The following is a 22,101-nucleotide window of genomic DNA, read 5'->3' as shown; positions in this document are numbered from 1 at the left end:
CTTCCTAAGACCGCTTGGCCTCCGACTTATATCTTCTGGGTTTATGCTGCAATCATCATCGGGTTGATCTTGGTTCAGTTCCTGATCAGCTCGGACTCCAGTAAACCTATCGCATATCGTACCTTTGAAAAAGAGATGCTTCTTCCGGGGGACGTTGAAAAAATCGTTGCCTACAAGTATGAGGACCTCGTTCGTGCGGATGTTTTTATTAAGAAAGACCGCCTTAAGGATCCAAAATATGCTCCTTACAAGAACAAAAACAACTTTGGTGCTGCAGACGGTCCCACCGTCTATTTCAATTCGGGCTCTATGGACGGCCTGGATAATCAGCTAAGAGAGTCTCAGAAAGATATTCCTGAGGATCAGCGGATTGCGGCAATAAAAGAAACCAGACAAAGTACTTTGAACTCCTGGTTCTTTACGATCATTGTACCAGTATTGCTTTTCATCGGCTTCTGGATCTTCATCATGCGCAGAATGGGCGGTGGTGCAGGCGGGGGCGGTGGCCAGATCTTCAACATTGGTAAGTCGAAAGCCACGCTTTTTGATAAGGAAAGCCAGGTGAATGTAACGTTTAATGATGTTGCTGGCCTTGAGGAAGCTAAACAAGAGGTTATGGAGATCGTAGATTTCCTTAAAAACCCTAAAAAATACACCAATTTAGGGGGTAAAATCCCTAAAGGAGCACTCCTTGTAGGTTCTCCTGGTACCGGTAAAACCTTGCTTGCCAAGGCTGTTGCTGGCGAAGCCCAAGTACCATTCTTCTCACTATCAGGCTCTGACTTCGTAGAGATGTTTGTGGGTGTTGGTGCGTCCAGGGTGCGTGACTTGTTTAAACAGGCTAAAGATAAGGCGCCATGTATCATCTTTATTGATGAGGTGGATGCCATTGGCCGTGCCCGTGGTAAAAACAGCATGATGGGTGGAAATGATGAAAGAGAAAACACCTTAAACCAGTTATTGGTTGAAATGGATGGTTTTGGAACAGATTCAGGTATTATCATTCTTGCTGCAACTAACCGACCTGATGTATTAGATTCGGCATTATTGAGACCTGGAAGGTTTGACCGTCAGATTTCAATCGATAAACCTGATTTAGTAGGCCGTGAACAGATATTCAAAGTTCACTTAAAGCCAATTAAAACAGCAGAAGTGGTTGATGCTAAAAAGCTTTCTGCACAAACACCAGGTTTTGCTGGTGCTGAAATTGCCAACGTTTGTAACGAAGCGGCTTTAATTGCTGCCCGACGTAACAAACCATTTGTAGACATGCAGGATTTTCAGGATGCAATTGACCGTGTAATTGGTGGATTAGAGAAAAAGAATAAAATCATCTCTCCGGAAGAAAAGAAAATTGTTGCTTATCACGAAGCGGGTCATGCTATTGCGGGCTGGTTTTTAGAGCATGCAGATCCATTGGTTAAGGTATCTATTGTTCCTCGTGGTGTTGCTGCTTTAGGCTATGCTCAATACCTGCCAAAAGAACAATTCCTGTATACGACAGAACAACTAACAGACGGCATGTGTATGACCCTTGGTGGTCGTGTTGCGGAAGAAATAGTCTTTGAGAAAATTTCAACTGGTGCACAGAATGACCTTGAACGTATTACCAAACTTGCTTATGCGATGGTGACAATCTATGGTATGAATGCTGTTGTAGGTAATGTATCTTTCAATGATCCACAAAACGAATACAACTTTAGTAAGCCTTATTCTGATAAAACAGCTCAGCTTATTGATGAAGAAGTCCGAAAGATCATTAACGATGCTTACATGAGAACTAAACAATTGCTGATCGATAATCGCGGTGGTTTAGAGAAACTTGCTAAAAAGCTAATTGAAAAAGAAATCTTATTTCAGGCTGATCTAGAGGAGATCTTAGGCAAACGTCCATTTGATCACCGAACTACTTATGATGAGTTTGTAAATGGAACGGGAGACCAAACGCCAGCAGCTGAAGGCTTACTTCACGATGGCATCAGTGAAACTGCTGATCCTACAGAAATAAACAATACAACGCCAACTGTGGGCTAAATAATTATGGTAAGCTGCCGTTTTCACGAACGGCAGCAAATCTAATCGCTATGCAAGAAAACATCTCTTCTAAAGAGTTGATGCTAAAGAAAATAAGGAAAGCCCTGTTAGAAAAAAGAGATAATCCTTATCCTAATTTAGAAGATACCCCGCTTTACAAAAACAACGAAGAAATTCTTGAAATACAATTTGCCGAACAGCTTAGTGCTGTTTCCGGCAATTTTATTTTTTGTGAGAATGGAATAGACTTCATTGAAAACATCCTTGAACTAGCTGATAAATTCAATTGGCGAAAAATCTATTGCTGGGAGCCAGAATTACAGGCTTTACTCGAAGAGTACGAATTCCCCTTTTATAAGACGGATAAAGACTTTGAAATGGCCGAGGTTGGAATTACCTCATGTGAGGCGTTAATTGCCCGTAACGGCTCTGTTATGGTCTCTAATCATAATGCTGCAGGCAGAAGACTCAGCATATTTCCACACCATCATCTTGTGATTGCCAAAACCGGGCAACTGGTGCCTGATTTAAAAGAAGCTTTTGCTTTAATTAAAAAAAAATACGGTACTGAATTACCTTCTATGGTCAGCACCATTACCGGTCCCAGCCGTACAGCAGACATCGAAAAAACCTTAGTATTAGGGGCTCACGGTCCGAAGGAACTCTTCGTTTTTCTGGTAGACGATTTCAGATAATTTTGTACTTTGATTAAATATGTTTAATTTTAAACTGTATACCCAAATAGTATCTAGTACAAAATGGACAATAAAAAGCATATATACTCTGTAATCGCAGGTACTGGAAGTTATATTCCAGAAAATGTTATAGCCGGCGATGCCTTTATTAACGCTACATTTTTCGAAAATGGCCTTCAGCTTGAAAAGGAAAACGCAGAAATCATCACTAAATTTACTGAAATAACGGAGATCAAAGAGAGACGCTATGTCGATGCTTTGCACGTTAACAGTACCATTGCTTCTTTTGCCGCCCAAAAGGCAATAGATGATGCGGGTATTGACAAAGAAACTTTAGATCACATCATACTATGTCACAATTTTGGTGATATCCAGATGGATAGCAACAGAATGGACATGCTACCAGCCCTGGCCGCAAAAGTAAAGCAAGAGCTTGCCATAGTGAATCCGGACTGTGTGGCTTATGACATCATATTTGGCTGTCCCGGTTGGATTCAAGGCTCTATACAGGCAGACTATTTAATTAGAAGTGGCGATGCCAAGCGCGTATTAGTTATTGGATCTGAAACTTTATCAAGGATCATAGATCCTCATGATAGAGACAGTATGATCTTTTCAGATGGGGCAGGTGCAGTCGTTTATGAAGCACGGGAATCAGAAGAACCCATTGGAATTTTAGCGCATAAAACACAAACCTTTGCTGCAGAATATGCCTCTCTGCTTGTTATGGGAAAAAGCAATAATCCTGCCGCCTGCCAGACAAACAGTTACCTGAAAATGAATGGTAGAAAACTTTATGAGTTTGCCGTGATCAATGTGCCTCAGGTGGTAAAACAAGCAATAGACAAAGCAGGATTAGGGATTGAAGATATTAAAACTGTATTTATACATCAGGCTAACGGAAAGATGGACAATGCCATCATGAAGCGTCTGTTTAAACTCTACCAAGTAGATAAAATACCGGAAAAGCTTGTACCGATGACCATTTCATGGCTGGGGAACAGTTCTGTGGCTACGGTACCAACTTTACTGGACCTTGTAAGAAGAGGTGAGGTAGAAGGTTATAAGATAGAGAAGGGGCAATACGCTGTATTTGCTTCTGTAGGAGCAGGAATGCACATCAATGCCTTTGTGTATAAATTTTAACCATACCAGCATCGAAAATCCTTAACAGGTCTTTTATAAAACCATACCCATAAAAAAAACTGCCTGGTCAATGACTGGGCAGTTTTTTTTATATCTTTTTAAACCTTATTGTTGTTCTGCTAATTCAAGCGTTAAAGCCTCATCAACTAAAATTCTACCACAGTGCTCACACACAATGATTTTTTTACGCTGACGGATGTCTAACTGACGTTGAGGTGGAATTTGGTTGAAACAACCAGAGCATGAATCTCTGTCGATAGTTACAACGGCAAGACCATTATTAGCATTCTTTCTCAATCTCTTGTATGCAATTAACAACCTTTCATCGATAGACGCTTCCGCTTTCTCAGACTTTTTGGTTAAGTTTAATTCTTCTTTTTCCGTTTCAGATGTGATGGTTTGCAATTCCCCCTTTTTAATTTCAAGGTCTTTCTTTCTGGATTCCTGATCAGCTAAAGCTTTTTCATAAATCTCAGTTTTCTGAGCAATTTCAAATCCATGTTCGCGAATTTTCTTTTCACACACCTGAATTTCCAATGTCTGGATTTCAACCTCTTTTGTTAAAGCATCGTATTCACGATTATTTTTAACATCCTTTAGCTGGGTTTCATACTTTTTGATCAGGTTTTGAGACTCTTTGATCATATTTTTACGCGTTACGATCGCATCTTCAATATCATCAAGCTCGCTTTTTAGTTTCTGAATGCGGGTTTCTAAACCAGCAACTTCGTCTTCTAAATCAGCCACTTCCATAGGTAACTCACCACGGATTTGACGTATTTTATCGATTTTTGTATGAAGTGTTTGTAATTCGTATAAAGCTTTAAGCTTTTGCTCTACAGTTTGTTCCATTAAAAGAAATAATTTATGGGGTTTGTATTATGCTCCGTTAAACGGACTGCAAAGTTAGGGAATTTTTCTTGAATAATTTCCACTAACAAATCAGATGTAAATTGTTCACTTTCAAAGTGTCCGATATCTGCAATCATCAATTTTTTATCCGCATCAAAAAATTCATGGTATTTAAAATCTCCGGTAATAAACACATCGGCATTTGCTGCAATGGCATCAGGTAATAAAAAGCTTCCTGAGCCTCCGCAAACAGCCACTCTTCTTATCTTTTTGGGCAGTGGCTGGGTATGGCGGATCACGGTGACATCCATATGCTCTTTTAAATAAGTTAAAAAAGCTTCAGGTTCCATGCTATCTTCCAGCCAACCGACCATTCCGGCACCAACATTCTGCAATTTATTATCCAGGGAATAGACGTCGTAGGCCACTTCCTCATAGGGATGGTTCTCTAACAAGGCCACAATAATTTTTCTTTCATCCTGAGCAAGAAAAATAGTTTCAATTCTCACTTCTTTCTCCTGGTGAAGAACACCTCTTTCACCTACAAAAGGATTCGTATTCTCATTCCCTTTAAAAGTGCCAAAGCCTTCCGTATTAAAGCTACATTCATTGTAGTCAGATATTTGACCTGCGCCGGCATGAAAAAGTGCCGCTCTGACTTGTAAAGCCTGTTCATTAGGACAAAAAGTAACCAGTTTCTTCAACAGACCTTTTTTTGGTCTTAACACTCTAGGGTTCTTTAATTTTAATCGCTTACAGATTTCACCACTTACACCATTATGGACATGATCTAGATTGGTGTGTATAGCATACAGTGCAATGTTATTTTGAATAGCTTTAATTACCACTCTTTCGATGTAATTGGTGCCATTCAGTTTTTTTAAACCTTTAAAAACAATAGGATGATGGGTAATAATAACGTTGCAGCCGTGTAAAATAGCCTCTTCAACAATTTCTTCCGTACAATCCAGCGCTACAAGAACGCCTGAAATTTCCCGGTCAGCATCTCCGACAATTAATCCGGAGTTGTCATAATCTTCCTGGTAATTCAAAGGGGCATAGCTTTCCAGAAATCTGGTTAACAACGATAACTTCATAAGGGTAAATTTACATTAAATTTCCCATTCTTATCATCTGTAAACTTTCAAAAACCATACGTTGGTTATATTCAAAAGCTAAATTCTTGTAATTAAGCAAATCAATGATCGTTCCAATGAAACATAAACCTATGGTGAAGAAATATAAAATTCCCATACCTATTTGGTTCAATAGGAACCTGGGTAAACCGGGCACAAAAAATCCAAGGATACAATATAAAACCATATCGTCAGGATTTCTGCGTTTACCGCTATAAATCATTAAAAAGCCACGCAGTTGTTCTTCACTAAAACCCGTTGTTGCACGCTGCAAATACGAAAATTCGTCGGGGGTGATCCCCGGTAGCATCATAAATGGTGAACTAAACATCTTCCTCTTCCTTTCTCTGTAATTTATTTATCCTACTGGTTATCAACTGTAACCTCATTAAAACCAATATCCGGTAACTTAAAATCATCAATGCCGGGATCCCAAACCAATGCAACTTTAAACTTAAGCTGAGGTTCCCATGTAATAAGGCAATGATTGACCTACCCATTCCACAACCGGGGCAACAATTAAATCCCATATTGGCCAATGGACAAATGGTTAAATGAGCTGCTGCTGGATGTATTGAATTTTTACTACTGGCTAGCATAATTAAAGCCATAACCCAAAAGAGCAATTCAAAAGGCAATGGAGAGCGCAATTTAATCATTATATCATTGTTTTAAATGTTAATGAAGGGTGCATGATTGCTAAGCGCCGCTATTTAGGCGAATTGCTCATGAGGTTTACATTTGATAATTAATTTTTAGACTGAAATCTTAAATCAATGTTACAAAATAGCAATTCTTAAATCTTACATTTGTGTGTGAACATCCGCGACCTGATTAACAGATATAAAACAGATGAGCGCATTGTCGCATTGGCAAAGGCCCTCAACGGACCCAAAGGAAATAAAGTACAACTTAAGGGTTTAGTAGGCTCTGCTGATGCCACTATTGCTTCAGCGATCTATTTTTTATTACACCAACCTCAGTTATTTATTTTGCCCGACCGCGAGGAAGCGGCCTATTTCTTGGCTGACCTGGAAAACATCCTGGAAAAAGAAGTACTCTTGTTTCCTTCATCCTTCAGAAAGGCCTTTGACTTTACCCAAATTGATACCGCAAATGTATTGGGAAGGGCAGAAGTACTTAACGAACTAAACCACCATTCTGAATTTGGAAAAATTGTAGTCACCTATCCCGAAGCCCTGGCAGAAAAAGTAATTGATAGGTCAGTATTAGAGAAAAACACCCTTGAAATTAGTGTTAACGCTAAATTGGGGATAGAATTTATCAATGAATTCTTAATAGATTACGATTTCAACAGAACAGATTTTGTGTATGAACCCGGGCAGTTTTCTATCCGTGGGGGTATTGTAGACATCTTTTCTTTTTCACACGATCTTCCTTACCGCATTGAGTTTTTCGGCGATATTGTAGAAAGTATCCGGACCTTTGAGATTGAATCACAGCTATCTGTAGAGGATGTCAAAAGTTTGATGGTCATTCCCAACGTACAATCTAAGTACCTCACTGAAAACAACATTAGCTTACTAGATTACATTGATAAAGACACGCAACTGTGGTTTAAAGATGTTGAATTTACCCTTGACGTAGTCAAAAGTGGCTATAAAAAAGCGGTAGAACTTTGGAAAGCACTCCCCGTTAAGGAAAAAAATGAAAATCAGGATTGGATAGATCCAAAATACGGGTTTACTGATGAAAAGATGCTTGGAGATATCCTGCATGACTTTTATCTGGTAGAGTTTGGTAAACAGTTTTTCTACAAAACTGAGGCTGTTTTCACCTTTGAAACCAAACCGCAACCATCCTTTAATAAAGACTTTAACCTGCTTATTCATAACCTGAAGGAGAATGAAAAGCAAGGCATTCATAATTTTATCTTCAGTGCGACAGCCAAACAAACAGAAAGGCTATTTGCCATATTAGATGACATTGATAAAACAGCAAAGTTTACACCAGTTAACCTGGCGCTAAGAGAAGGCTTTATCGACCCGCAGCAACACCTTGCTTTCTATACAGACCATCAGATTTTTGATCGTTTTTACAAGTATAAACTCAAAAGAGGCTATCAACGCAGTCAATCCATTACCCTGAAAGAACTCCGTGACTTAAAACCAGGCGATTTTGTAACCCATATTGACCATGGTATTGGCAAATATGCTGGTCTTGAAAAAGTAGAAGTGAACGGTAAAACGCAGGAAATGATCAGGCTGGTTTATGCCGACAATGATCTGCTGTATGTCAACATCAACTCGCTGAATAGGATAGCTAAATACAGTGGTAAAGATGCTGGTGCTCCCAAGCTCAATAAACTTGGTACAGAAGCCTGGGATAAGCTAAAAAAAACCACTAAAAAAAAAGTTAAAGACATTGCCCGTGACCTCATTAAGCTCTATGCTTTAAGGAAATCCCAGGTGGGGACGGCATTTATGCCTGATGGCTATATGGAAACAGAACTGGAGGCTTCCTTCATTTATGAAGATACTCCAGACCAGGAAAAGGCCACTAATGACATTAAAAAGGATATGGAAGCTCCACATCCCATGGACCGTTTAATTTGTGGTGATGTAGGTTTTGGAAAAACAGAAATTGCCATCAGGGCAGCTTTTAAAGCTGTTGCTAATGGCAAACAGGCTGCGGTATTAGTGCCTACAACCATTCTGGCTACCCAACATTTTAAAACATTCTCCCAGCGTTTAAAAGAATTCCCGGTAACGGTAGATTACATCAACCGTTTCAAAACCAATAAACAGATCAAGGAAACCTTGGTGAAGCTTGCAGAAGGTAAAGTAGATATTATTATCGGTACCCATCGTTTGCTGAGTAAAGACGTTAAATTCAGAGACCTCGGCATCATGATCATTGATGAGGAACAGAAATTTGGAGTAAGCTCCAAAGAGAAGTTAAGGGCTTTGAGGGTCAATGTAGATACCCTTACCCTTACGGCAACACCTATTCCAAGAACTTTGCATTTTTCTTTAATGGGTGCAAGAGATCTTTCCATCATCAATACTCCTCCGCCAAACCGCCAGGCGGTGAATACTGAACTTCATGTTTTTAATGATAAACTCATTCAGGAAGCGGTACAGTTTGAGCTGGATCGCGGTGGACAAGTGTTTTTTATCCATAATAGGGTAAATGACCTGCCTCAACTAGGTGGTTTAATTAAAAAATTAGTCCCAAAAGCACGTATTGGCATTGCTCATGGACAATTAGATGGTGATGCACTGGAAGATGTAATGCTTGATTTTATTAATGGTGAAAAGGATGTTTTAGTGGCTACAACTATTATTGAAGCCGGCCTTGACATTCCAAATGCCAATACCATCATTATCAACCATGCCCATATGTTCGGTCTGAGTGATTTACACCAAATGCGTGGCAGGGTAGGCCGTTCTAATAAAAAGGCCTTTTGTTATTTGTTAAGTCCGCCTTTAGCCACCCTGACTTCTGAAGCCAGAAAAAGACTAAGTGCGATAGAAGAGTTTTCAGACCTTGGGAGCGGATTTAATATCGCCATGAGGGATTTAGACATACGGGGCAGTGGAAACCTCTTAGGAGCCGAGCAAAGTGGCTTTATCGCAGAGATAGGCTTCGAGATGTACCACAAAATTCTTGACGAAGCCATTCAGGAACTGAAAGAAGATGAATTTAAAGACCTTTTCAAAGACGAGCCGCAGCGACCTTTTGTTCATTTCACTCAGATAGACACTGATTTGGAGCTGTATATTCCCGATGATTATGTAACCAATATTACCGAGCGGTATAACCTTTACACGGAGCTTTCTAAAATAGACAATGAAGAACAGCTCAAAGCTTTCGAATCTTCGCTAAAAGACAGGTTTGGTCCAGTACCTAAGCCCGTTAAAACCATGCTTAATGTATTGCGTTTACAATGGGTGGCCAAGCAACTAGGTTTTGAAAAGCTGAGCTTCAAAAAAGGAGTGATCAGGGGGTATTTTATTCCAGATAAACAAAGTGCCTTTTTTGATTCCCTAATGTTCAATAAAATATTGCACTTTGCGCAAATGCATCCTCGTTTATGCAATTTAAAAGAAGTAAAAAACTCCTTAAGAATTGCTTTTGAAAATATCAATAACGTAGATGAAGCCGTTGAAATGCTCAACATGGTTGCCCAGTAAATCCAATAATAAAACCCCAAGCCAATGAACCCACAAATACTCCAGGAACTGGTGACTATGCGCATGCCCTTTGGCAAACACAAAAACTGGATCATCTGCGATTTACCGGAAGCTTACCTTGTATGGTTCCATAGCAAAGGTTTTCCTCCCGGTAAATTAGGAGAACAGCTGAGTACACTCTATGAGATTAAGCTCAACGGACTGGAATACTTATTAAAACCATTAAGGGGAGCTAAATAGCCCCCTAATTAAGGACCAAATAGAGATAGGTAAACACAATCGGAGCCGCAATCAGTAAACCATCAAAGCGGTCTAAAATGCCACCATGACCGGGTAAGATATTTCCCGAGTCTTTTACATTTAAGCTTCGTTTAAGCATCGACTCTACAAGGTCTCCCAGGGTACCAAACGAAACCACAAGGACGGCCATTCCCATCCATACCGGGGCACTGATTTCCTTGAAAAACAAGGAAATGATAAAGGCCACAAGTACACTGGTAAATACACCACCAGAAAAACCTTCCCATGATTTTTTAGGCGAATGACGTTCGAACAATTTGGTTTTACCCAACTTTCTACCAAACAGGTAAGCCCCTGTATCACTGGCCCAAAGCATCAATAAAAAGGCTAGTGGTAAATGAAAATTATAACCATCCGCAGAAAATACAAAGCCCAGGGCATAGAAAAAACAGAAAGGAATAGTGATATAAATAAAGCCGGCAAAAGTATAAGAAATGTCTGCAAAAGGAGACGGTGTTTTTTGGTAGAGGGTAGAAATAAAGACACCAAAAACCAATGGAATCAAGAGTAACAGGTAACGATTTTCAAAATTTAACAAAAAGTTAGACGCTACTACTAAAAAGATAACCCCACTGGTGGTTAGCCCTAAAAGAACATTGGGTTTGCTGCCCGTGGTTTTTATCAATTTATAAAATTCCATTAAAGCAATAAGGCTCAACAGAAGATAAAAAAAGGTAAATGTATAGGCGCCCAGAAAGATGGAAGCTAACATTACCAGGGTAAAAAAGAATGCTGTGATGGCTCTGGTCTTCATTTATAATTCGTTTTCTTTAATGTAAGCATTTGCCTTTTCTACATCTTCCGGTCGCACCATAACGGTCATTACCCCAAATGCTTTGTAGGAAGAATCCTGTTTATTCAATACTACAGCAGGTATATCATTTTCTATTAAACCCTGTTTAAGGATTTCAGCGGTATAAACATTCTCTGTTGTGTATACTTTAACCCAGTTGTTTTCCATAAGTTGATTGTTGTTTAAATTTCCAAAATATAAATATTGATAAAAGCAGACTCAAGACGTAGCCATACCATTGGAAGTGAAAAGTTTGTTCAGCCTCATTTAAAGGCAGATTTTTAATTTGTAAATACCAGGCCATGCAGACTGCAAACCCATTATTTAAAAAATGAGCTAACATGGCATACCACAAGCTGCCACTCCACAGGTAAATGTAACCAAAACCGGCACCTAGCAACAGGCGTGGTAGAAAGCCATAAAACTGCATGTGGATGGCACTAAAAATAAAAGCAGAGAGCCATATAGCTACATGAGGATTTCCAAACATGCGGGTAAAAGAGCGCTGTACGCCACCCCTGAACATTAATTCTTCAGCTATGGCTGGAAGTAAAGCAATCATAAAAAGATTAAGCAGAAAGTCTCCAAATCCCTTCATCGTTAACAACAGCAGTGTCATTCTCATTGCTTCCTCTTCTTTAGCCTTCATCCATAATTCTACAGGTTTCAGAAAGTCGGGCAAATGCATTTGCTGGTTCCATAATGCAGTCCATTCCATAAAAGGCATGGAACACAGCATCAGTAACAATACTAAGCCGAGTAAAGGTAATTGCGGTTTTTTAAACCCATAAAACACTTTAATTTTAATGCGTTCGGTAAGGGCTAAAAATAAGGGTGGTAGCAAAAATAAACCTACAGTGGTTAAAATTTGTAATACTTTTAAGCCATTTATATATTTTGGATCCCCACTGGCCAATGCGGCCTGATCAGTCCATAAGACTGAGCCATACCAGCCATACAGTATGAAAATACCTATGATGGAACAGATGGTAATTCCTGCCAAAGCATACGAAACAAGGATAAGTAATTGTAAATAAGCACTTCTTTCAGGCTTTTCGGGGTATAAAAAATTCATTATTCTTATTATTTGTACCTTTGTATTTTTAATTTTGGTTTGAAGATAGAGAAATGTCTGTAAAGATAGGAAATATTGATTTGGGAGCCTTCCCTTTATTGCTTGCACCGATGGAAGATGTGAGTGATCCACCTTTTCGTTTTGTATGTAAACAAAGCGGGGTAGATATGATGTATACAGAGTTCATCTCGTCTGAAGGACTCATCCGTGATGCCGCAAAGAGTAGGCAGAAACTGGATATTTTCGAATATGAAAGACCCATAGGCATACAGATTTTCGGCAGTGAAATTGACCATATGAGGGAAGCGACTGAAATTGCCAGTCTTGCCGGACCGGATTTAATGGACATCAACTACGGTTGTCCTGTTAAGAATGTGGCCTGCAGAGGTGCTGGAGCCAGTCTTTTACAAGATATAGATAAAATGGTTAAAATGACCGAAGCAGTGGTTAAAGCAACGCATTTACCTGTTACCGTGAAGACCCGCTTAGGCTGGGATGACAACACCAAGAACGTTGATGAGGTGGCTGAAAGACTCCAGGACATCGGTATACAAGCTTTAACCATCCACGGCAGAACAAGGGCACAGCTTTATAAGGGGGTGGCTGACTGGACCATGATCAGGGAAATTAAAAGGAACCCGAGAATTAAGATTCCTATTTTTGGAAATGGCGACATTGATAGTCCTCAAAAAGCTGCAGCATGGCGTCAGGAATACGAAGTCGATGGCATTATGGTAGGCCGTGCGGCCATAGGTTATCCATGGATCTTCAGGGAAATTAAACACTACTTTGAAACCGGAGAAATGCTGGCTGGCCCAACGGTAAAAGAAAGGGTAGATGTTTGCAGAACGCACTTTACCAAATCTTTGGAATGGAAAGGCCCAAGGGTAGGAATTTTCGAAATGAGAAGACATTATGCCAATTATTTTAAGGGTTTACCGGATTTCAAAGGCTACAGAATGCAATTGGTAAAAGAAGAAAATATAGAAATTATCCATAGCCTGTTGGATGAGATTGCCTACAAATATGAACACATCGAACCATTGAATGAAATGGCTTGATTTTTGAATTCTAAATCTTAAATTTACAGCAATGGTTACTGCAATTACTCAGGATATAAAAATTTCCGTGGAAACGATGTACCAGGATGATTATTCTAATCCTGGTAACGAACAGTTTATGTTTGCTTATCGTATAGAGATTGAAAATTTATCGGAATACACCATCCAGTTAAAAAGACGCAAATGGTATATTTTTGACTCAAACGGCATCATCAGAGAAGTAGAAGGTGAGGGAGTCGTAGGCGTACAGCCTATTATTGAGCCCGGTGGCACACATGCTTATGTATCAGGCTGTCAGCTTTCTACAGAAATAGGGAGCATGAAAGGACATTATTACATGTCGAGGGTAATTGTTGATACCGAATTTACCGTTGATATTCCGCAATTTCAATTGATTGCTCCTTACAGACTGAACTAACTTCTGCCTCTGCCAAATAACATAGAAGTATAATAAATCAGGTTAGCCAGCGCACCTAAAGCTGCAATTACGTAGGTCATTGCCGCCCACCATAAGGCATCTTTGGCTTTCCTGTTCTCTTCTTTGGTATACATCACCTCACTATTAGTGCTTAACCATAATAAAGCCCTTTTACTGGCATCAAATTCTACAGGTAAGGTTACAAGGCTAAAAACCGTAATCAGCAGTAAACCCGCTACCCCAATGCTCAAAATCATGGTATTTCCGGTAAAGCCTATCATCAGTACACCTAAGATCAGTACCCATTGCAGCAGGTTGGAAGAAATACTCACCACAGGTACCATATTTGACCTGAATTGCAACCAATGGTAAGACCTGGAATGTTGTACTGCATGGCCGCATTCATGTGCCGCAACAGCGGCTGCCGCTATACTTCTGCCATGATAGACATCTGTGCTTAAGTTAACTGTTTTATCAAGTGGATTATAATGGTCGGTCAATTGTCCTTCTGTACTCATGATCTGTACATCATAAATACCATAATCCTGGAGCATTTTCTCCGCTACTTCTTTACCTGATAGCTTAGAACTTAATTGTACCTCCGCGTATTTTGAAAACTTGTTCCTAAAACTCCACTGCACAACCATACTGATCACCAGCATGATTACCATCGCTATCAAATACATTTCCATTTCTTTAAGAGTATGTTTTTCAAATTGTTATAATCAAAAAGTGTTCCCCAATTCAATAATCACCTATAAATGATATTAAATTATCCACATGGAATATTCTTCTCTTTAAAGAATGTAATTATCTCTAAATGAAAGCAATATTGTAGCACTTTAGAACAAATAAAATTTGCTAAAATACTTGCTATAAATATATATTATACTCACTTTTGATAAAAATATTAGTAAATGGAAGTCATTGCAATTCTCCTTCTGGTCCTTATTTTAGTCGTGTTGACCATTCTTTTTTTTAAAAAACCGGCAGCATCCCCGTCTAATCTTTTATTGGAACTCAAGGAGCAGGAACATCAAAAAGCCATTGCCTGGTTAAGGGAAGAAAAGCTTAAAACTGAAGACGAGCTGAATGACCTCAGGGTTCTTTTCTTTGAAGAAAGAAGTAAGCTTTACAAAGCCGAAGAAAACTTAAGGAGTATGGTAGATAAACAACTGGAGCAGGAAACTTACATCAAAGAACTGCAGTTAAAATCCAGGCTGGAATTTGAACAGCTGGCCAATCAAATCCTGGAAGAGAAAACCACTAAATTTACTGCGCTTAACAAAGCAAATATGGATCTGATTCTTGATCCGCTGAAAGAAAACATCAAAGCATTTGAAGATAAAGTAGAAAAGGTTTATAAATCAGAATCCGAAGAGCGCCATACACTCAAAGGGGCAATTTCTCAACTGATGCTGCAAAGCAAACAGATACAGGAAGAAGCCAATCAATTGAGCAGGGCCTTAAAAGGCGACAGTAAAAAGCAGGGCAACTGGGGAGAAGTGATTCTTGAACGTGTATTGGAACGCTCAGGCTTAGTGAAAGACAGGGAGTACCGTACACAGGTTTCTTATACAGGAAATGATGGATTGCGCCTGCAACCTGATGTAATTCTTGATCTTCCGGATGATAAACACCTGGTGATCGATGCTAAAGTTTCCCTGGTAGCTTATGAAAGGTTAGTTTGTGCAGAAACCGATCTGGAGCGCGAACTGCAGTTGAAACAGCATATTTTATCCATCAAGGCCCATATTCAAGGACTTTCGATTAAAAATTACCATGATTTATACCAGATCAATTCCCCAGATTTTGTATTGCTCTTCATTCCCATTGAATCTTCTTTTGCCATCGCCGTTCAGCAAGATGCAGAACTCTTCAATTATGCCTGGGACAGAAAAGTAGTCATCGTTAGTCCTTCCACACTCCTGGCCACACTGCGTACCATTGCCAGCTTATGGAAACAGGAAAGACAAAACAGGAACGTTTTAGAGATTGCCCGCTTAAGTGGGAGCATGTACGACAAGTTTGTTGGCTTCTTAAGCGATATGGATGCCATAGGACGCAATATTAGGCAGAGTCAGGATGCTTATGACAAAGCTTTAAATAAACTCTCCAGAGGAGCTGGAAATTTAGCCAGTACTTCAGAGAAAATTAAAAAGCTGGGTGCAAAAACGAACAAACAAATTGATTCTAAGTTTTTGGACCCAGCCATTATTGAGGAGGAAGAATTATAACTTAAATGCGTTCCAGCCCTGTGCTTTCAATTCATGGACAACATTAGATTTTGAAATCATCTTTGCACCAGAATTTTTATCAGTCATGTGACCAATTACAGTAATATCAACATCATGTTTTAATTTATCGTAATCTACCTGTTTAATCGTAAAGAGCAATTCATAGTCTTCACCACCGTTTAAAGCACATACGGTAGGGTCTAAACCTAATTCCCTTGCCGTTTCATAGGTCATTGGATCAATCGGTAATTTGTCTTCGTAAATGGTACAACCCACTTCACTTTGCTGGCAAAGGTGCAGAATTTCAGAAGCCAGGCCATCAGAAATATCTATCATTGCTGTTGGCAAAAGCTCCATCTGGCTCAATAAATCAACAATATCTCTTCTGCCTTCTGGTTTCAGCTGGCGTTCAATGATGTAATCTTTACCTTCCAGGTCTGGTTGAATATTTGGATTCTCTAAAAAGATCTGTTTCTCTCTTTCCAGTATCTGCAGGCCCACATAGGCACCACCTAAATCACCAGATACACATAAAAGATCACCGTCTTTAGCACCATTACGGTAGACAACATCTTTCTGATCAGCATGTCCAATACTGGTAATGCTGATGATGAGGCCTTGTTTACTCGAAGAAGTATCTCCACCAATTACATCAATATTAAATTTATTGCAGGCCAGTTCTATGCCTTTGTACAATTCTTCTACAGCTTCTAAAGGAAATTTACTTGATAAACCTAGTGAAACCGTAATTTGAGTGGCCACACCATTCATGGCATAAATATCACTTAGGTTAACCTGTACAGCTTTGTAACCCAGATGCATTAATGGCATATAGGCCAGGTCAAAATGAATGCCTTCCAATAATAAATCCGTTGAAACCAACACCTGTTTACCATCAAAATTTAATACCGCGGCATCATCACCTATCCCTTTTACACTGCTTTCGTGGTTAATTTTAAAATTCTCCGTCAGGTGTTTTATCAAACCAAATTCGCCAAGTAAGGCTAAATCTGTTCGTTCTTTATTTTCAAACATGGTTGTATTTTCTAAATATTTTAAATCTATCCAGGCCTTTTACAAGCCTAAACGCGCTGAAATTTCCAGCATTCTTTCAATCGGTTTTCTTGCTTCGGCAATGATATTTGCAGGCACCGTAACCTCAGGTAAACCATTTTTTAAACAAAGGTATAATTTCTCCAGGGTGTTCCTTTTCATGTACGGACAATCGTTGCAGGCGCAGTTATTATTTGGCGGTGCAGGAATAAAAGTTTTATCCGGATTTGACTTTTCCATCTGGTGTATAATTCCACTTTCTGTAGCCACAATAAATTCCTGTGCCTCGCTGCGGGTAGCATAATTTAACAAGCCCGTGGTAGAGCCAATATAGTCCGCCATTTGTAACACCGCTTCTTCACATTCAGGGTGTGCAATAAATTTTGCCTGCGGATGTCTTTCCTTTAATTTTGTGATTTTTTCTCTTGAAAAAATCTCGTGAACCATGCAGGCACCGTTCCATAAAACCAGGTCACGACCAGTTTTTTTAGCCACCCAGGCACCCAGATTTTTATCAGGTCCAAAAATTATTTTCTGCTCTTTTGGCAGACTTTCTACAATTTGAACAGCGTTGGTAGAGGTGCAAACAATGTCACTCATGGCCTTCAGTTCTGCCGTACAATTGACGTAAGTGATCACCAGGTGGTCAGGATATTTTTCCTTAAATTTTTTAAACAGGTGAGGCGGACAGCTATCTGCCAAAGAGCAACCAGCTTTCAAATCCGGGAGTAAAACTGTTTTCTCCGGAGACAGAATTTTAGCCGTTTCGGCCATGAAATGCACACCAGCGAAGACAATCACATCAGCTTCGGTTTTGGCAGCCTCCTGTGATAAACCTAAACTATCGCCAATATAATCTGCAATATCCTGAATATCAGGCTCTTGGTAGTAATGGGCGAGTATAATTGCATTTTTTTCCTTTTTTAATTTTTCAATTTCCACGAAAAGATCGAGAGTTGGGTCGATGCTTTCTTCTATAAATCCTTTGCTTTTCAATTCCTCTAAGGTATCCATTTTCAACGTTTCAATAATTAATAATTATTTAATATAAATAGAGTTTCTATTGTTTATTAGTGTGTTAGTAATGTGGATAAATACAAAATATTCATTCGATTATTTGATTTATTCTATAGTTATCAACATTAATGTTGATTTTTTTCTTAAAATATCGACTGATTTACAATGAGATATTTCTCAGTGCTAAAAGTTATCCATACTTCAATGTTAGTTTTTTGTATGGTAGTAAAAAGTTAATAACCTTCACAAAGTTGCTCAAAAATAACTGAAAAGATTGTGTCAAAATGCCTTTTTACCTTAGCTTTAAACATTCTAAAATATTTGTTCTATTTATATCTACAAGAAACTAACATATAAACACCAGTTGTTAACAACTTGGCGTTTTTAACTTAAATTAATGAGAAAGGTCGATTTTTTAGTCATAGGCTCCGGTATTGCAGGTTTAAGCTTTGCTTTGAAAGCTGCGAAACATGGCGAAGTTTTAATCATCACAAAGTCCAATGAGGACGAATCAAACACCAAATATGCCCAGGGCGGTGTAGCTGTAGTTGTGGATAAAGGGGATTCTTTTAGTAAGCATATTCATGATACTTTAATTGCCGGCGATGGTCTTTGCGATCCCAATGTAGCGGAAATCGTTGTTACTGAGGGTCCTCAGCGCATTCAGGAGATTATAGACTATGGTATCAACTTCGATAAAAATCCTACAGGGGTATATGACCTTGCCAAAGAAGGTGGGCATTCTGAACACCGTGTACTGCACTATAAAGACGTTACCGGATATGAAATTGAAAGCGTTTTATTGAAGCAGATTCATGAGAATCCGAACATAAAGATATTAACACATTACTTTTGTCTGGAGCTAATTACCCAACATCACCTTGGTGGCTTTGTTGACAAAAGTTCAAAAGATATCCACACTTACGGTGTATATGCCTTTAATACAGAGCGAAACGATGTGGAAAAGATATTGACGAGTGTGACTATCATGGCTTCCGGAGGTGCAGGACATGTCTATTCCAGCACAACAAATCCTGTAATTGCGACTGGTGATGGAATGGCAATGGTTTACCGTGCAAAGGGTAAATTAAGGAATATGGAATTTATTCAATTCCATCCTACAGCACTTTATCATCCTGGGGAGTATCCTTCTTTTTTAATTTCAGAAGCTGTTCGCGGTTTTGGTGGTGTGCTCAAAAGGAAAAATGGCGAAGAGTTTATGTACGAATATGATGAGCGAGGCTCACTTGCGCCAAGAGATATTGTTGCCCGGGCCATCGATTCGGAGATGAAAAAATCAGGCGAAGATTTCGTTTATCTTGATATTACACATCGCAGGAAAGATGACATATTGGCACACTTTCCAAATATCTATGCGAAGTGTTTATCTATCGGAATAGACATGACCAAAGACTTAATTCCGGTTACGCCGGCTGCCCATTATATGTGCGGTGGAATTTTGGTTGATGAGTATGGTCGTTCTTCCATTAAAAATCTTTATGCCTGTGGCGAATGTTCTTCCACAGGTTTACATGGGGCCAACCGACTGGCTTCAAATTCACTTTTAGAAGCTCCAGTTTTTGCGCATCGTATTTACCTTGATGCTTTAAAGCATTTCAAAAATACCGTCATCCCAGATAATATTCCGGAGTGGAACGAACAAGGAGTAATGCAAAGTAATGAAGATATTCTAGTGACCCATAATTTACGCGAAACACAAAAATTGATGAGCGATTATGTGGGTATTGTACGTTCTGATTTTAGGCTCGACCGCGCCATGCGCAGGTTGTTTTTATTGTATGAAGAAACAGAAGAATTTTATAAAGCCAACAAAGTTTCTGTTAAATTGTGTGAACTGCGTAATGTCATCCAGGTTGCTTACCTGGTTATAAAATCTGCAAAGGCAAGAAAAGAAAGCCGTGGACTTCATTACACTACAGATTACCCTAATCATGCAGATACCATAGTGGATACCGTTATATAAATAAAAATAGTAATTATGCCAGTTATATTACCTGTAAAAGGGAAATCTCCCGATTGGGGAGGAAATTGTTTTATCGCTCCCAACGCTACTATAGTAGGGGATGTTACCATGGGTAACAATTGTTCTATATGGTTTAATGCGGTCATTAGAGGCGATGTAAACCGCATTACCATTGGTAACGACACCAATATACAAGATGGTGCTGTAATTCATGCTACCTATATTAAAGCCGCTACTACCATTGGAAACCGGGTGTCTGTGGGGCATAACGCCATCGTACACGGATGTTCGGTCCATGACCATGTGCTGATCGGTATGGGTGCCATTGTAATGGATCATGCTGTGGTAGAAGAATATTGTATCATTGCTGCCGGATCTGTGGTTTTGGAGAATACCATTTGCGAAAGCGGCTTCATTTACGGTGGTACTCCCGCTAAAAAAATAAAGCCCATTACTGAACAGCAAAGGGCTTTATTAAATAAGTTACCAGATAACTATATTATGTATTCAGACTGGTTTAGGTAGTGTCAGGTTCTTTTGGGATAGTGATGGTTTCATTTCTATCCCAATTGGCTTTTATAGAAAGCTCTTTTGGCTCATTATAGATCTTCTCGGGCTGTACACCTTTTGCCACACTTCCCGTGTCCCATTTTCCATTTTTATTGGTGTCATAAATAATGCGGACAAAGTATTTTCCTGCCTTATAATTACTGAATTTAACCGTAGTATCTTTTTGAAAAGTACTGCTGCTGATCAGGTTTTTATTCTCATCAATCACCTGTAAAAGGTATTGTTTATTAGGGGTAGGGGTAACGACTTTGAGTTGCAGCGTACCATAATTATCTTTGCTGTTCAGCTCAAAACTCTTTAAGAATTCTTTATTTGTCGATTTAAAAATGCCTGTTATAGCACCTGCTGCAAACTTTAATTCATACTCTCTTTTGGCTATCCAGGGATACCTGATGTAATAAGAAAGAAAATCACTGGTGTCTTTCTCGAGTATGAAACCTGTTTTTGTCACAGAATCTTCCATCATGGTTATTTTTGTGGCATCAACACTTACAATAGGCAAATTGAAAGTCAACTTCAAGGGTCTGTTTGGGTTTAAAAAACTACCTTCCAGGTTATCGGTGGCAATGATATTCCTTTTATAAGTATCCTTTTTTCCCCTTGTAAATTTTACTGTATCCAGGGGTTTGCCGCTGTCTAGAATCACCACTTTTGTAGAGTCGAAGTTCAGTTCATTCAACCATAATTTTAAGGAATCATTGGTTGCATTGAACTTCACCAGCTTGCCGGCATCTAAATTTTTAGGGTCAATAATACTGACGGAAGGTTTCTTGAGTTGTTTGTTAAAGCTCATAAAAATACTTCCGTCGTCATTAAATTTACGGTCTACAATTCTGAAAAGTACAGCATCTTCTTTAAAAATCTGAATGTCGATGTTCTTTTTGTTGGCATCTAAAACAAGTGGTTCTTTTCTAAATCCAACTTCATCAGTAGCCTGCTGGTAAATTTTATCCGAGCTTTGCTCTTTCAGTGCATACACTTTATAAGTGTCTTTTCTTAAATTGTTCAGCTGGTAATTTCCGCTACTGTCGGTAGTGGTATAAATTGATGCTTTTTTCTTTCCAAACAAGGTATCTCTGTTCAAAGGTAGAATCATGACCACGGCTTCTTTTTCAGGCAAGCCAGTTAAAGAATTGGTTACTTTTCCACTGATGCTTAATGAATCTAACTTAGGTCCGGTGGAAAACACATAGGTAAAGTTTTGGATATAATTGTTCTCATTAATGTCTGCTATAGACTTTCCAAAGTTAATGGTGTAGGTGGTGTTTTTTTCCAGCGTATCCTGGAAAGAAATTTCCAGCACTTTTTTCTTTACCTTTAATATAGGTTGAATAGCAAATTCCGGCGACACAGAAAATTCCTTCGCCTGGTTGTTAATTTTAAAATACTCGTCAAACTCAATTTCAATTTTATCTCCATGGAAATTAGTCTGCAAATTTTGAGGTGTCATTTTTAAAACCTTTGGCGCAATGCTGTCGCGCGGTCCTCCAGTGAGTTGTCCGGGGGTTCCACAGCCAAAAAATAACGAGGCAGCTAAAATTAAGGATGAAAAAACGGGGATGATCAGAACTAT

Annotated in this window: 21 protein-coding genes; 10 read left to right on the top strand and 11 right to left on the bottom strand. The window is 39.1% G+C overall.

Annotated features, from left to right (window positions below):
- The 3 genes from ftsH to ACR2F7_RS01185 all read left to right on the top strand — a co-directional run.
- Positions 1-2,034 (top strand): ATP-dependent zinc metalloprotease FtsH (gene ftsH / locus ACR2F7_RS01195; protein ID WP_432711785.1); only part of this gene is annotated, 2,034 nt, incomplete at its 5' end.
- Between the two features lie 50 nt (positions 2,035-2,084).
- Positions 2,085-2,729: a LutC/YkgG family protein gene (locus ACR2F7_RS01190; protein WP_432711784.1), complete on the top strand. Its 645-nt coding sequence runs from the start codon at positions 2,085-2,087 to the stop codon at positions 2,727-2,729.
- A gap of 63 nt (positions 2,730-2,792) precedes the next feature.
- Complete coding sequence (locus ACR2F7_RS01185) at positions 2,793-3,875, top strand: 3-oxoacyl-ACP synthase III family protein (RefSeq protein ID WP_432711783.1); 1,083 nt, start codon at positions 2,793-2,795, stop codon at positions 3,873-3,875.
- Between the two features lie 105 nt (positions 3,876-3,980).
- Here the strand turns inward: ACR2F7_RS01185 and ACR2F7_RS01180 are convergent, their stop codons facing one another.
- From ACR2F7_RS01180 to ACR2F7_RS01165, 4 genes are read right to left on the bottom strand one after another with little or no spacing between them, the layout of a single operon-like run.
- Entirely contained in the window at positions 3,981-4,727 is a 747-nt protein-coding gene (locus tag ACR2F7_RS01180) for a zinc ribbon domain-containing protein (RefSeq protein ID WP_432711782.1), read from the bottom strand.
- Positions 4,727-5,824, bottom strand: coding sequence for a Nif3-like dinuclear metal center hexameric protein (locus ACR2F7_RS01175; protein ID WP_432711781.1), 1,098 nt, complete (start codon positions 5,822-5,824; stop codon positions 4,727-4,729). Before ACR2F7_RS01175 ends, ACR2F7_RS01180 begins: the two co-directional genes overlap by 1 nt.
- 10 nt (positions 5,825-5,834) lie before the next feature.
- Positions 5,835-6,176 carry a TM2 domain-containing protein gene (locus ACR2F7_RS01170; RefSeq protein WP_432711780.1) on the bottom strand — a complete coding sequence of 114 codons (342 nt, stop codon included), beginning with the start codon at positions 6,174-6,176 and terminating at the stop codon, positions 5,835-5,837.
- A 10-nt stretch (positions 6,177-6,186) separates the two neighbouring features.
- Positions 6,187-6,462, bottom strand: coding sequence for a DUF2752 domain-containing protein (locus tag ACR2F7_RS01165; protein ID WP_432711787.1), 276 nt, complete (start codon positions 6,460-6,462; stop codon positions 6,187-6,189).
- A gap of 216 nt (positions 6,463-6,678) precedes the next feature.
- Between ACR2F7_RS01165 and mfd the strand changes: the two genes are divergently transcribed.
- Positions 6,679-10,020: a transcription-repair coupling factor gene (gene mfd / locus ACR2F7_RS01160; protein WP_432711779.1), complete on the top strand. Its 3,342-nt coding sequence runs from the start codon at positions 6,679-6,681 to the stop codon at positions 10,018-10,020.
- Between the two features lie 24 nt (positions 10,021-10,044).
- The gene (locus tag ACR2F7_RS01155) at positions 10,045-10,260 is read left to right on the top strand and encodes a DUF3820 family protein (protein WP_432711778.1); all 216 of its coding nucleotides are present in this window, start codon (positions 10,045-10,047) and stop codon (positions 10,258-10,260) included.
- 4 nt (positions 10,261-10,264) lie between these two features.
- Here the strand turns inward: ACR2F7_RS01155 and ACR2F7_RS01150 are convergent, their stop codons facing one another.
- The 3 genes from ACR2F7_RS01150 to ACR2F7_RS01140 are packed head-to-tail and all read right to left on the bottom strand — an operon-like array spanning position 10,265 to position 12,188.
- The gene (locus ACR2F7_RS01150) at positions 10,265-11,074 is read right to left on the bottom strand and encodes a phosphatidate cytidylyltransferase (RefSeq protein WP_432711777.1); all 810 of its coding nucleotides are present in this window, start codon (positions 11,072-11,074) and stop codon (positions 10,265-10,267) included.
- Positions 11,075-11,281: a DUF2007 domain-containing protein gene (locus ACR2F7_RS01145; protein ID WP_432711776.1), complete on the bottom strand. Its 207-nt coding sequence runs from the start codon at positions 11,279-11,281 to the stop codon at positions 11,075-11,077.
- The gene (locus ACR2F7_RS01140) at positions 11,262-12,188 is read right to left on the bottom strand and encodes a CPBP family intramembrane glutamic endopeptidase (protein WP_432711775.1); all 927 of its coding nucleotides are present in this window, start codon (positions 12,186-12,188) and stop codon (positions 11,262-11,264) included. Before ACR2F7_RS01140 ends, ACR2F7_RS01145 begins: the two co-directional genes overlap by 20 nt.
- Before the next feature lie 53 nt (positions 12,189-12,241).
- Between ACR2F7_RS01140 and dusB the strand changes: the two genes are divergently transcribed.
- Both dusB and apaG read left to right on the top strand, forming a co-directional pair.
- Positions 12,242-13,249 carry a tRNA dihydrouridine synthase DusB gene (dusB, locus tag ACR2F7_RS01135; RefSeq protein WP_432711774.1) on the top strand — a complete coding sequence of 336 codons (1,008 nt, stop codon included), beginning with the start codon at positions 12,242-12,244 and terminating at the stop codon, positions 13,247-13,249.
- 31 nt (positions 13,250-13,280) lie between these two features.
- A complete protein-coding gene (apaG, locus tag ACR2F7_RS01130) occupies positions 13,281-13,667 on the top strand; it encodes a Co2+/Mg2+ efflux protein ApaG (protein ID WP_432711773.1) in 387 nt (128 codons plus the stop codon).
- On the opposite strand, the gene ACR2F7_RS01125 is transcribed toward apaG, so the two are convergent.
- Positions 13,664-14,353, bottom strand: a complete 690-nt coding sequence (locus ACR2F7_RS01125) for a zinc metallopeptidase (protein ID WP_432711786.1) — start codon at positions 14,351-14,353, stop codon at positions 13,664-13,666. The two genes, apaG and ACR2F7_RS01125, sit on opposite strands and share 4 nt — an antisense overlap.
- A 231-nt stretch (positions 14,354-14,584) precedes the next feature.
- On the opposite strand from ACR2F7_RS01125, the gene ACR2F7_RS01120 reads away from it, so the two are divergent.
- Positions 14,585-15,904, top strand: a complete 1,320-nt coding sequence (locus ACR2F7_RS01120; protein WP_432711772.1) for a DNA recombination protein RmuC — start codon at positions 14,585-14,587, stop codon at positions 15,902-15,904.
- Here ACR2F7_RS01120 and thiL read toward each other — a convergent pair.
- Both thiL and nadA read right to left on the bottom strand, forming a co-directional pair.
- Positions 15,899-16,939: a thiamine-phosphate kinase gene (gene thiL / locus ACR2F7_RS01115; protein ID WP_432711771.1), complete on the bottom strand. Its 1,041-nt coding sequence runs from the start codon at positions 16,937-16,939 to the stop codon at positions 15,899-15,901. The genes ACR2F7_RS01120 and thiL overlap by 6 nt on opposite strands.
- 39 nt (positions 16,940-16,978) lie before the next feature.
- The gene (nadA, locus tag ACR2F7_RS01110) at positions 16,979-17,971 is read right to left on the bottom strand and encodes a quinolinate synthase NadA (RefSeq protein ID WP_432711770.1); all 993 of its coding nucleotides are present in this window, start codon (positions 17,969-17,971) and stop codon (positions 16,979-16,981) included.
- 400 nt (positions 17,972-18,371) lie between these two features.
- Between nadA and nadB the strand changes: the two genes are divergently transcribed.
- Both nadB and ACR2F7_RS01100 read left to right on the top strand, forming a co-directional pair.
- The gene (gene nadB, locus ACR2F7_RS01105; protein ID WP_432711769.1) at positions 18,372-19,958 is read left to right on the top strand and encodes an L-aspartate oxidase; all 1,587 of its coding nucleotides are present in this window, start codon (positions 18,372-18,374) and stop codon (positions 19,956-19,958) included.
- A 15-nt stretch (positions 19,959-19,973) separates the two neighbouring features.
- Positions 19,974-20,483, top strand: a complete 510-nt coding sequence (locus tag ACR2F7_RS01100) for a gamma carbonic anhydrase family protein (protein WP_432711768.1) — start codon at positions 19,974-19,976, stop codon at positions 20,481-20,483.
- On the opposite strand, the gene ACR2F7_RS01095 is transcribed toward ACR2F7_RS01100, so the two are convergent.
- Positions 20,476-22,101: Ig-like domain-containing protein (locus ACR2F7_RS01095; RefSeq protein WP_432711767.1), on the bottom strand; the 1,626-nt coding region annotated here is incomplete at its 5' end. The genes ACR2F7_RS01100 and ACR2F7_RS01095 overlap by 8 nt on opposite strands.

The organism is Pedobacter sp. (assembly GCF_045628745.1).
Classification (GTDB): Bacteria; Bacteroidota; Bacteroidia; order Sphingobacteriales; family Sphingobacteriaceae; genus Pedobacter.
Note: the sequence above shows the minus strand (reverse complement) of the source record. Positions and strands in the feature narration are given on the sequence as shown.

What these genes read in the sequence shown, in the direction of transcription:
- ACR2F7_RS01190 (WP_432711784.1), top strand. Translation starts at nt 2,085, where the DNA reads ATGCAAGAAAACATCTCTTCTAAAGAGTTGATGCTAAAGAAAATAAGG.
- ACR2F7_RS01185 (WP_432711783.1), top strand. Translation starts at nt 2,793, where the DNA reads ATGGACAATAAAAAGCATATATACTCTGTAATCGCAGGTACTGGAAGT.
- ACR2F7_RS01180 (WP_432711782.1), bottom strand. Translation starts at nt 4,727, where the DNA reads ATGGAACAAACTGTAGAGCAAAAGCTTAAAGCTTTATACGAATTACAA.
- ACR2F7_RS01175 (WP_432711781.1), bottom strand. Translation starts at nt 5,824, where the DNA reads ATGAAGTTATCGTTGTTAACCAGATTTCTGGAAAGCTATGCCCCTTTG.
- ACR2F7_RS01170 (WP_432711780.1), bottom strand. Translation starts at nt 6,176, where the DNA reads ATGATGCTACCGGGGATCACCCCCGACGAATTTTCGTATTTGCAGCGT.
- ACR2F7_RS01165 (WP_432711787.1), bottom strand. Translation starts at nt 6,462, where the DNA reads ATGCTAGCCAGTAGTAAAAATTCAATACATCCAGCAGCAGCTCATTTA.
- ACR2F7_RS01155 (WP_432711778.1), top strand. Translation starts at nt 10,045, where the DNA reads ATGAACCCACAAATACTCCAGGAACTGGTGACTATGCGCATGCCCTTT.
- ACR2F7_RS01150 (WP_432711777.1), bottom strand. Translation starts at nt 11,074, where the DNA reads ATGAAGACCAGAGCCATCACAGCATTCTTTTTTACCCTGGTAATGTTA.
- ACR2F7_RS01145 (WP_432711776.1), bottom strand. Translation starts at nt 11,281, where the DNA reads ATGGAAAACAACTGGGTTAAAGTATACACAACAGAGAATGTTTATACC.
- ACR2F7_RS01140 (WP_432711775.1), bottom strand. Translation starts at nt 12,188, where the DNA reads ATGAATTTTTTATACCCCGAAAAGCCTGAAAGAAGTGCTTATTTACAA.
- dusB (WP_432711774.1), top strand. Translation starts at nt 12,242, where the DNA reads ATGTCTGTAAAGATAGGAAATATTGATTTGGGAGCCTTCCCTTTATTG.
- apaG (WP_432711773.1), top strand. Translation starts at nt 13,281, where the DNA reads ATGGTTACTGCAATTACTCAGGATATAAAAATTTCCGTGGAAACGATG.
- ACR2F7_RS01125 (WP_432711786.1), bottom strand. Translation starts at nt 14,353, where the DNA reads ATGTATTTGATAGCGATGGTAATCATGCTGGTGATCAGTATGGTTGTG.
- ACR2F7_RS01120 (WP_432711772.1), top strand. Translation starts at nt 14,585, where the DNA reads ATGGAAGTCATTGCAATTCTCCTTCTGGTCCTTATTTTAGTCGTGTTG.
- thiL (WP_432711771.1), bottom strand. Translation starts at nt 16,939, where the DNA reads ATGTTTGAAAATAAAGAACGAACAGATTTAGCCTTACTTGGCGAATTT.
- nadA (WP_432711770.1), bottom strand. Translation starts at nt 17,971, where the DNA reads ATGGATACCTTAGAGGAATTGAAAAGCAAAGGATTTATAGAAGAAAGC.
- nadB (WP_432711769.1), top strand. Translation starts at nt 18,372, where the DNA reads ATGAGAAAGGTCGATTTTTTAGTCATAGGCTCCGGTATTGCAGGTTTA.
- ACR2F7_RS01100 (WP_432711768.1), top strand. Translation starts at nt 19,974, where the DNA reads ATGCCAGTTATATTACCTGTAAAAGGGAAATCTCCCGATTGGGGAGGA.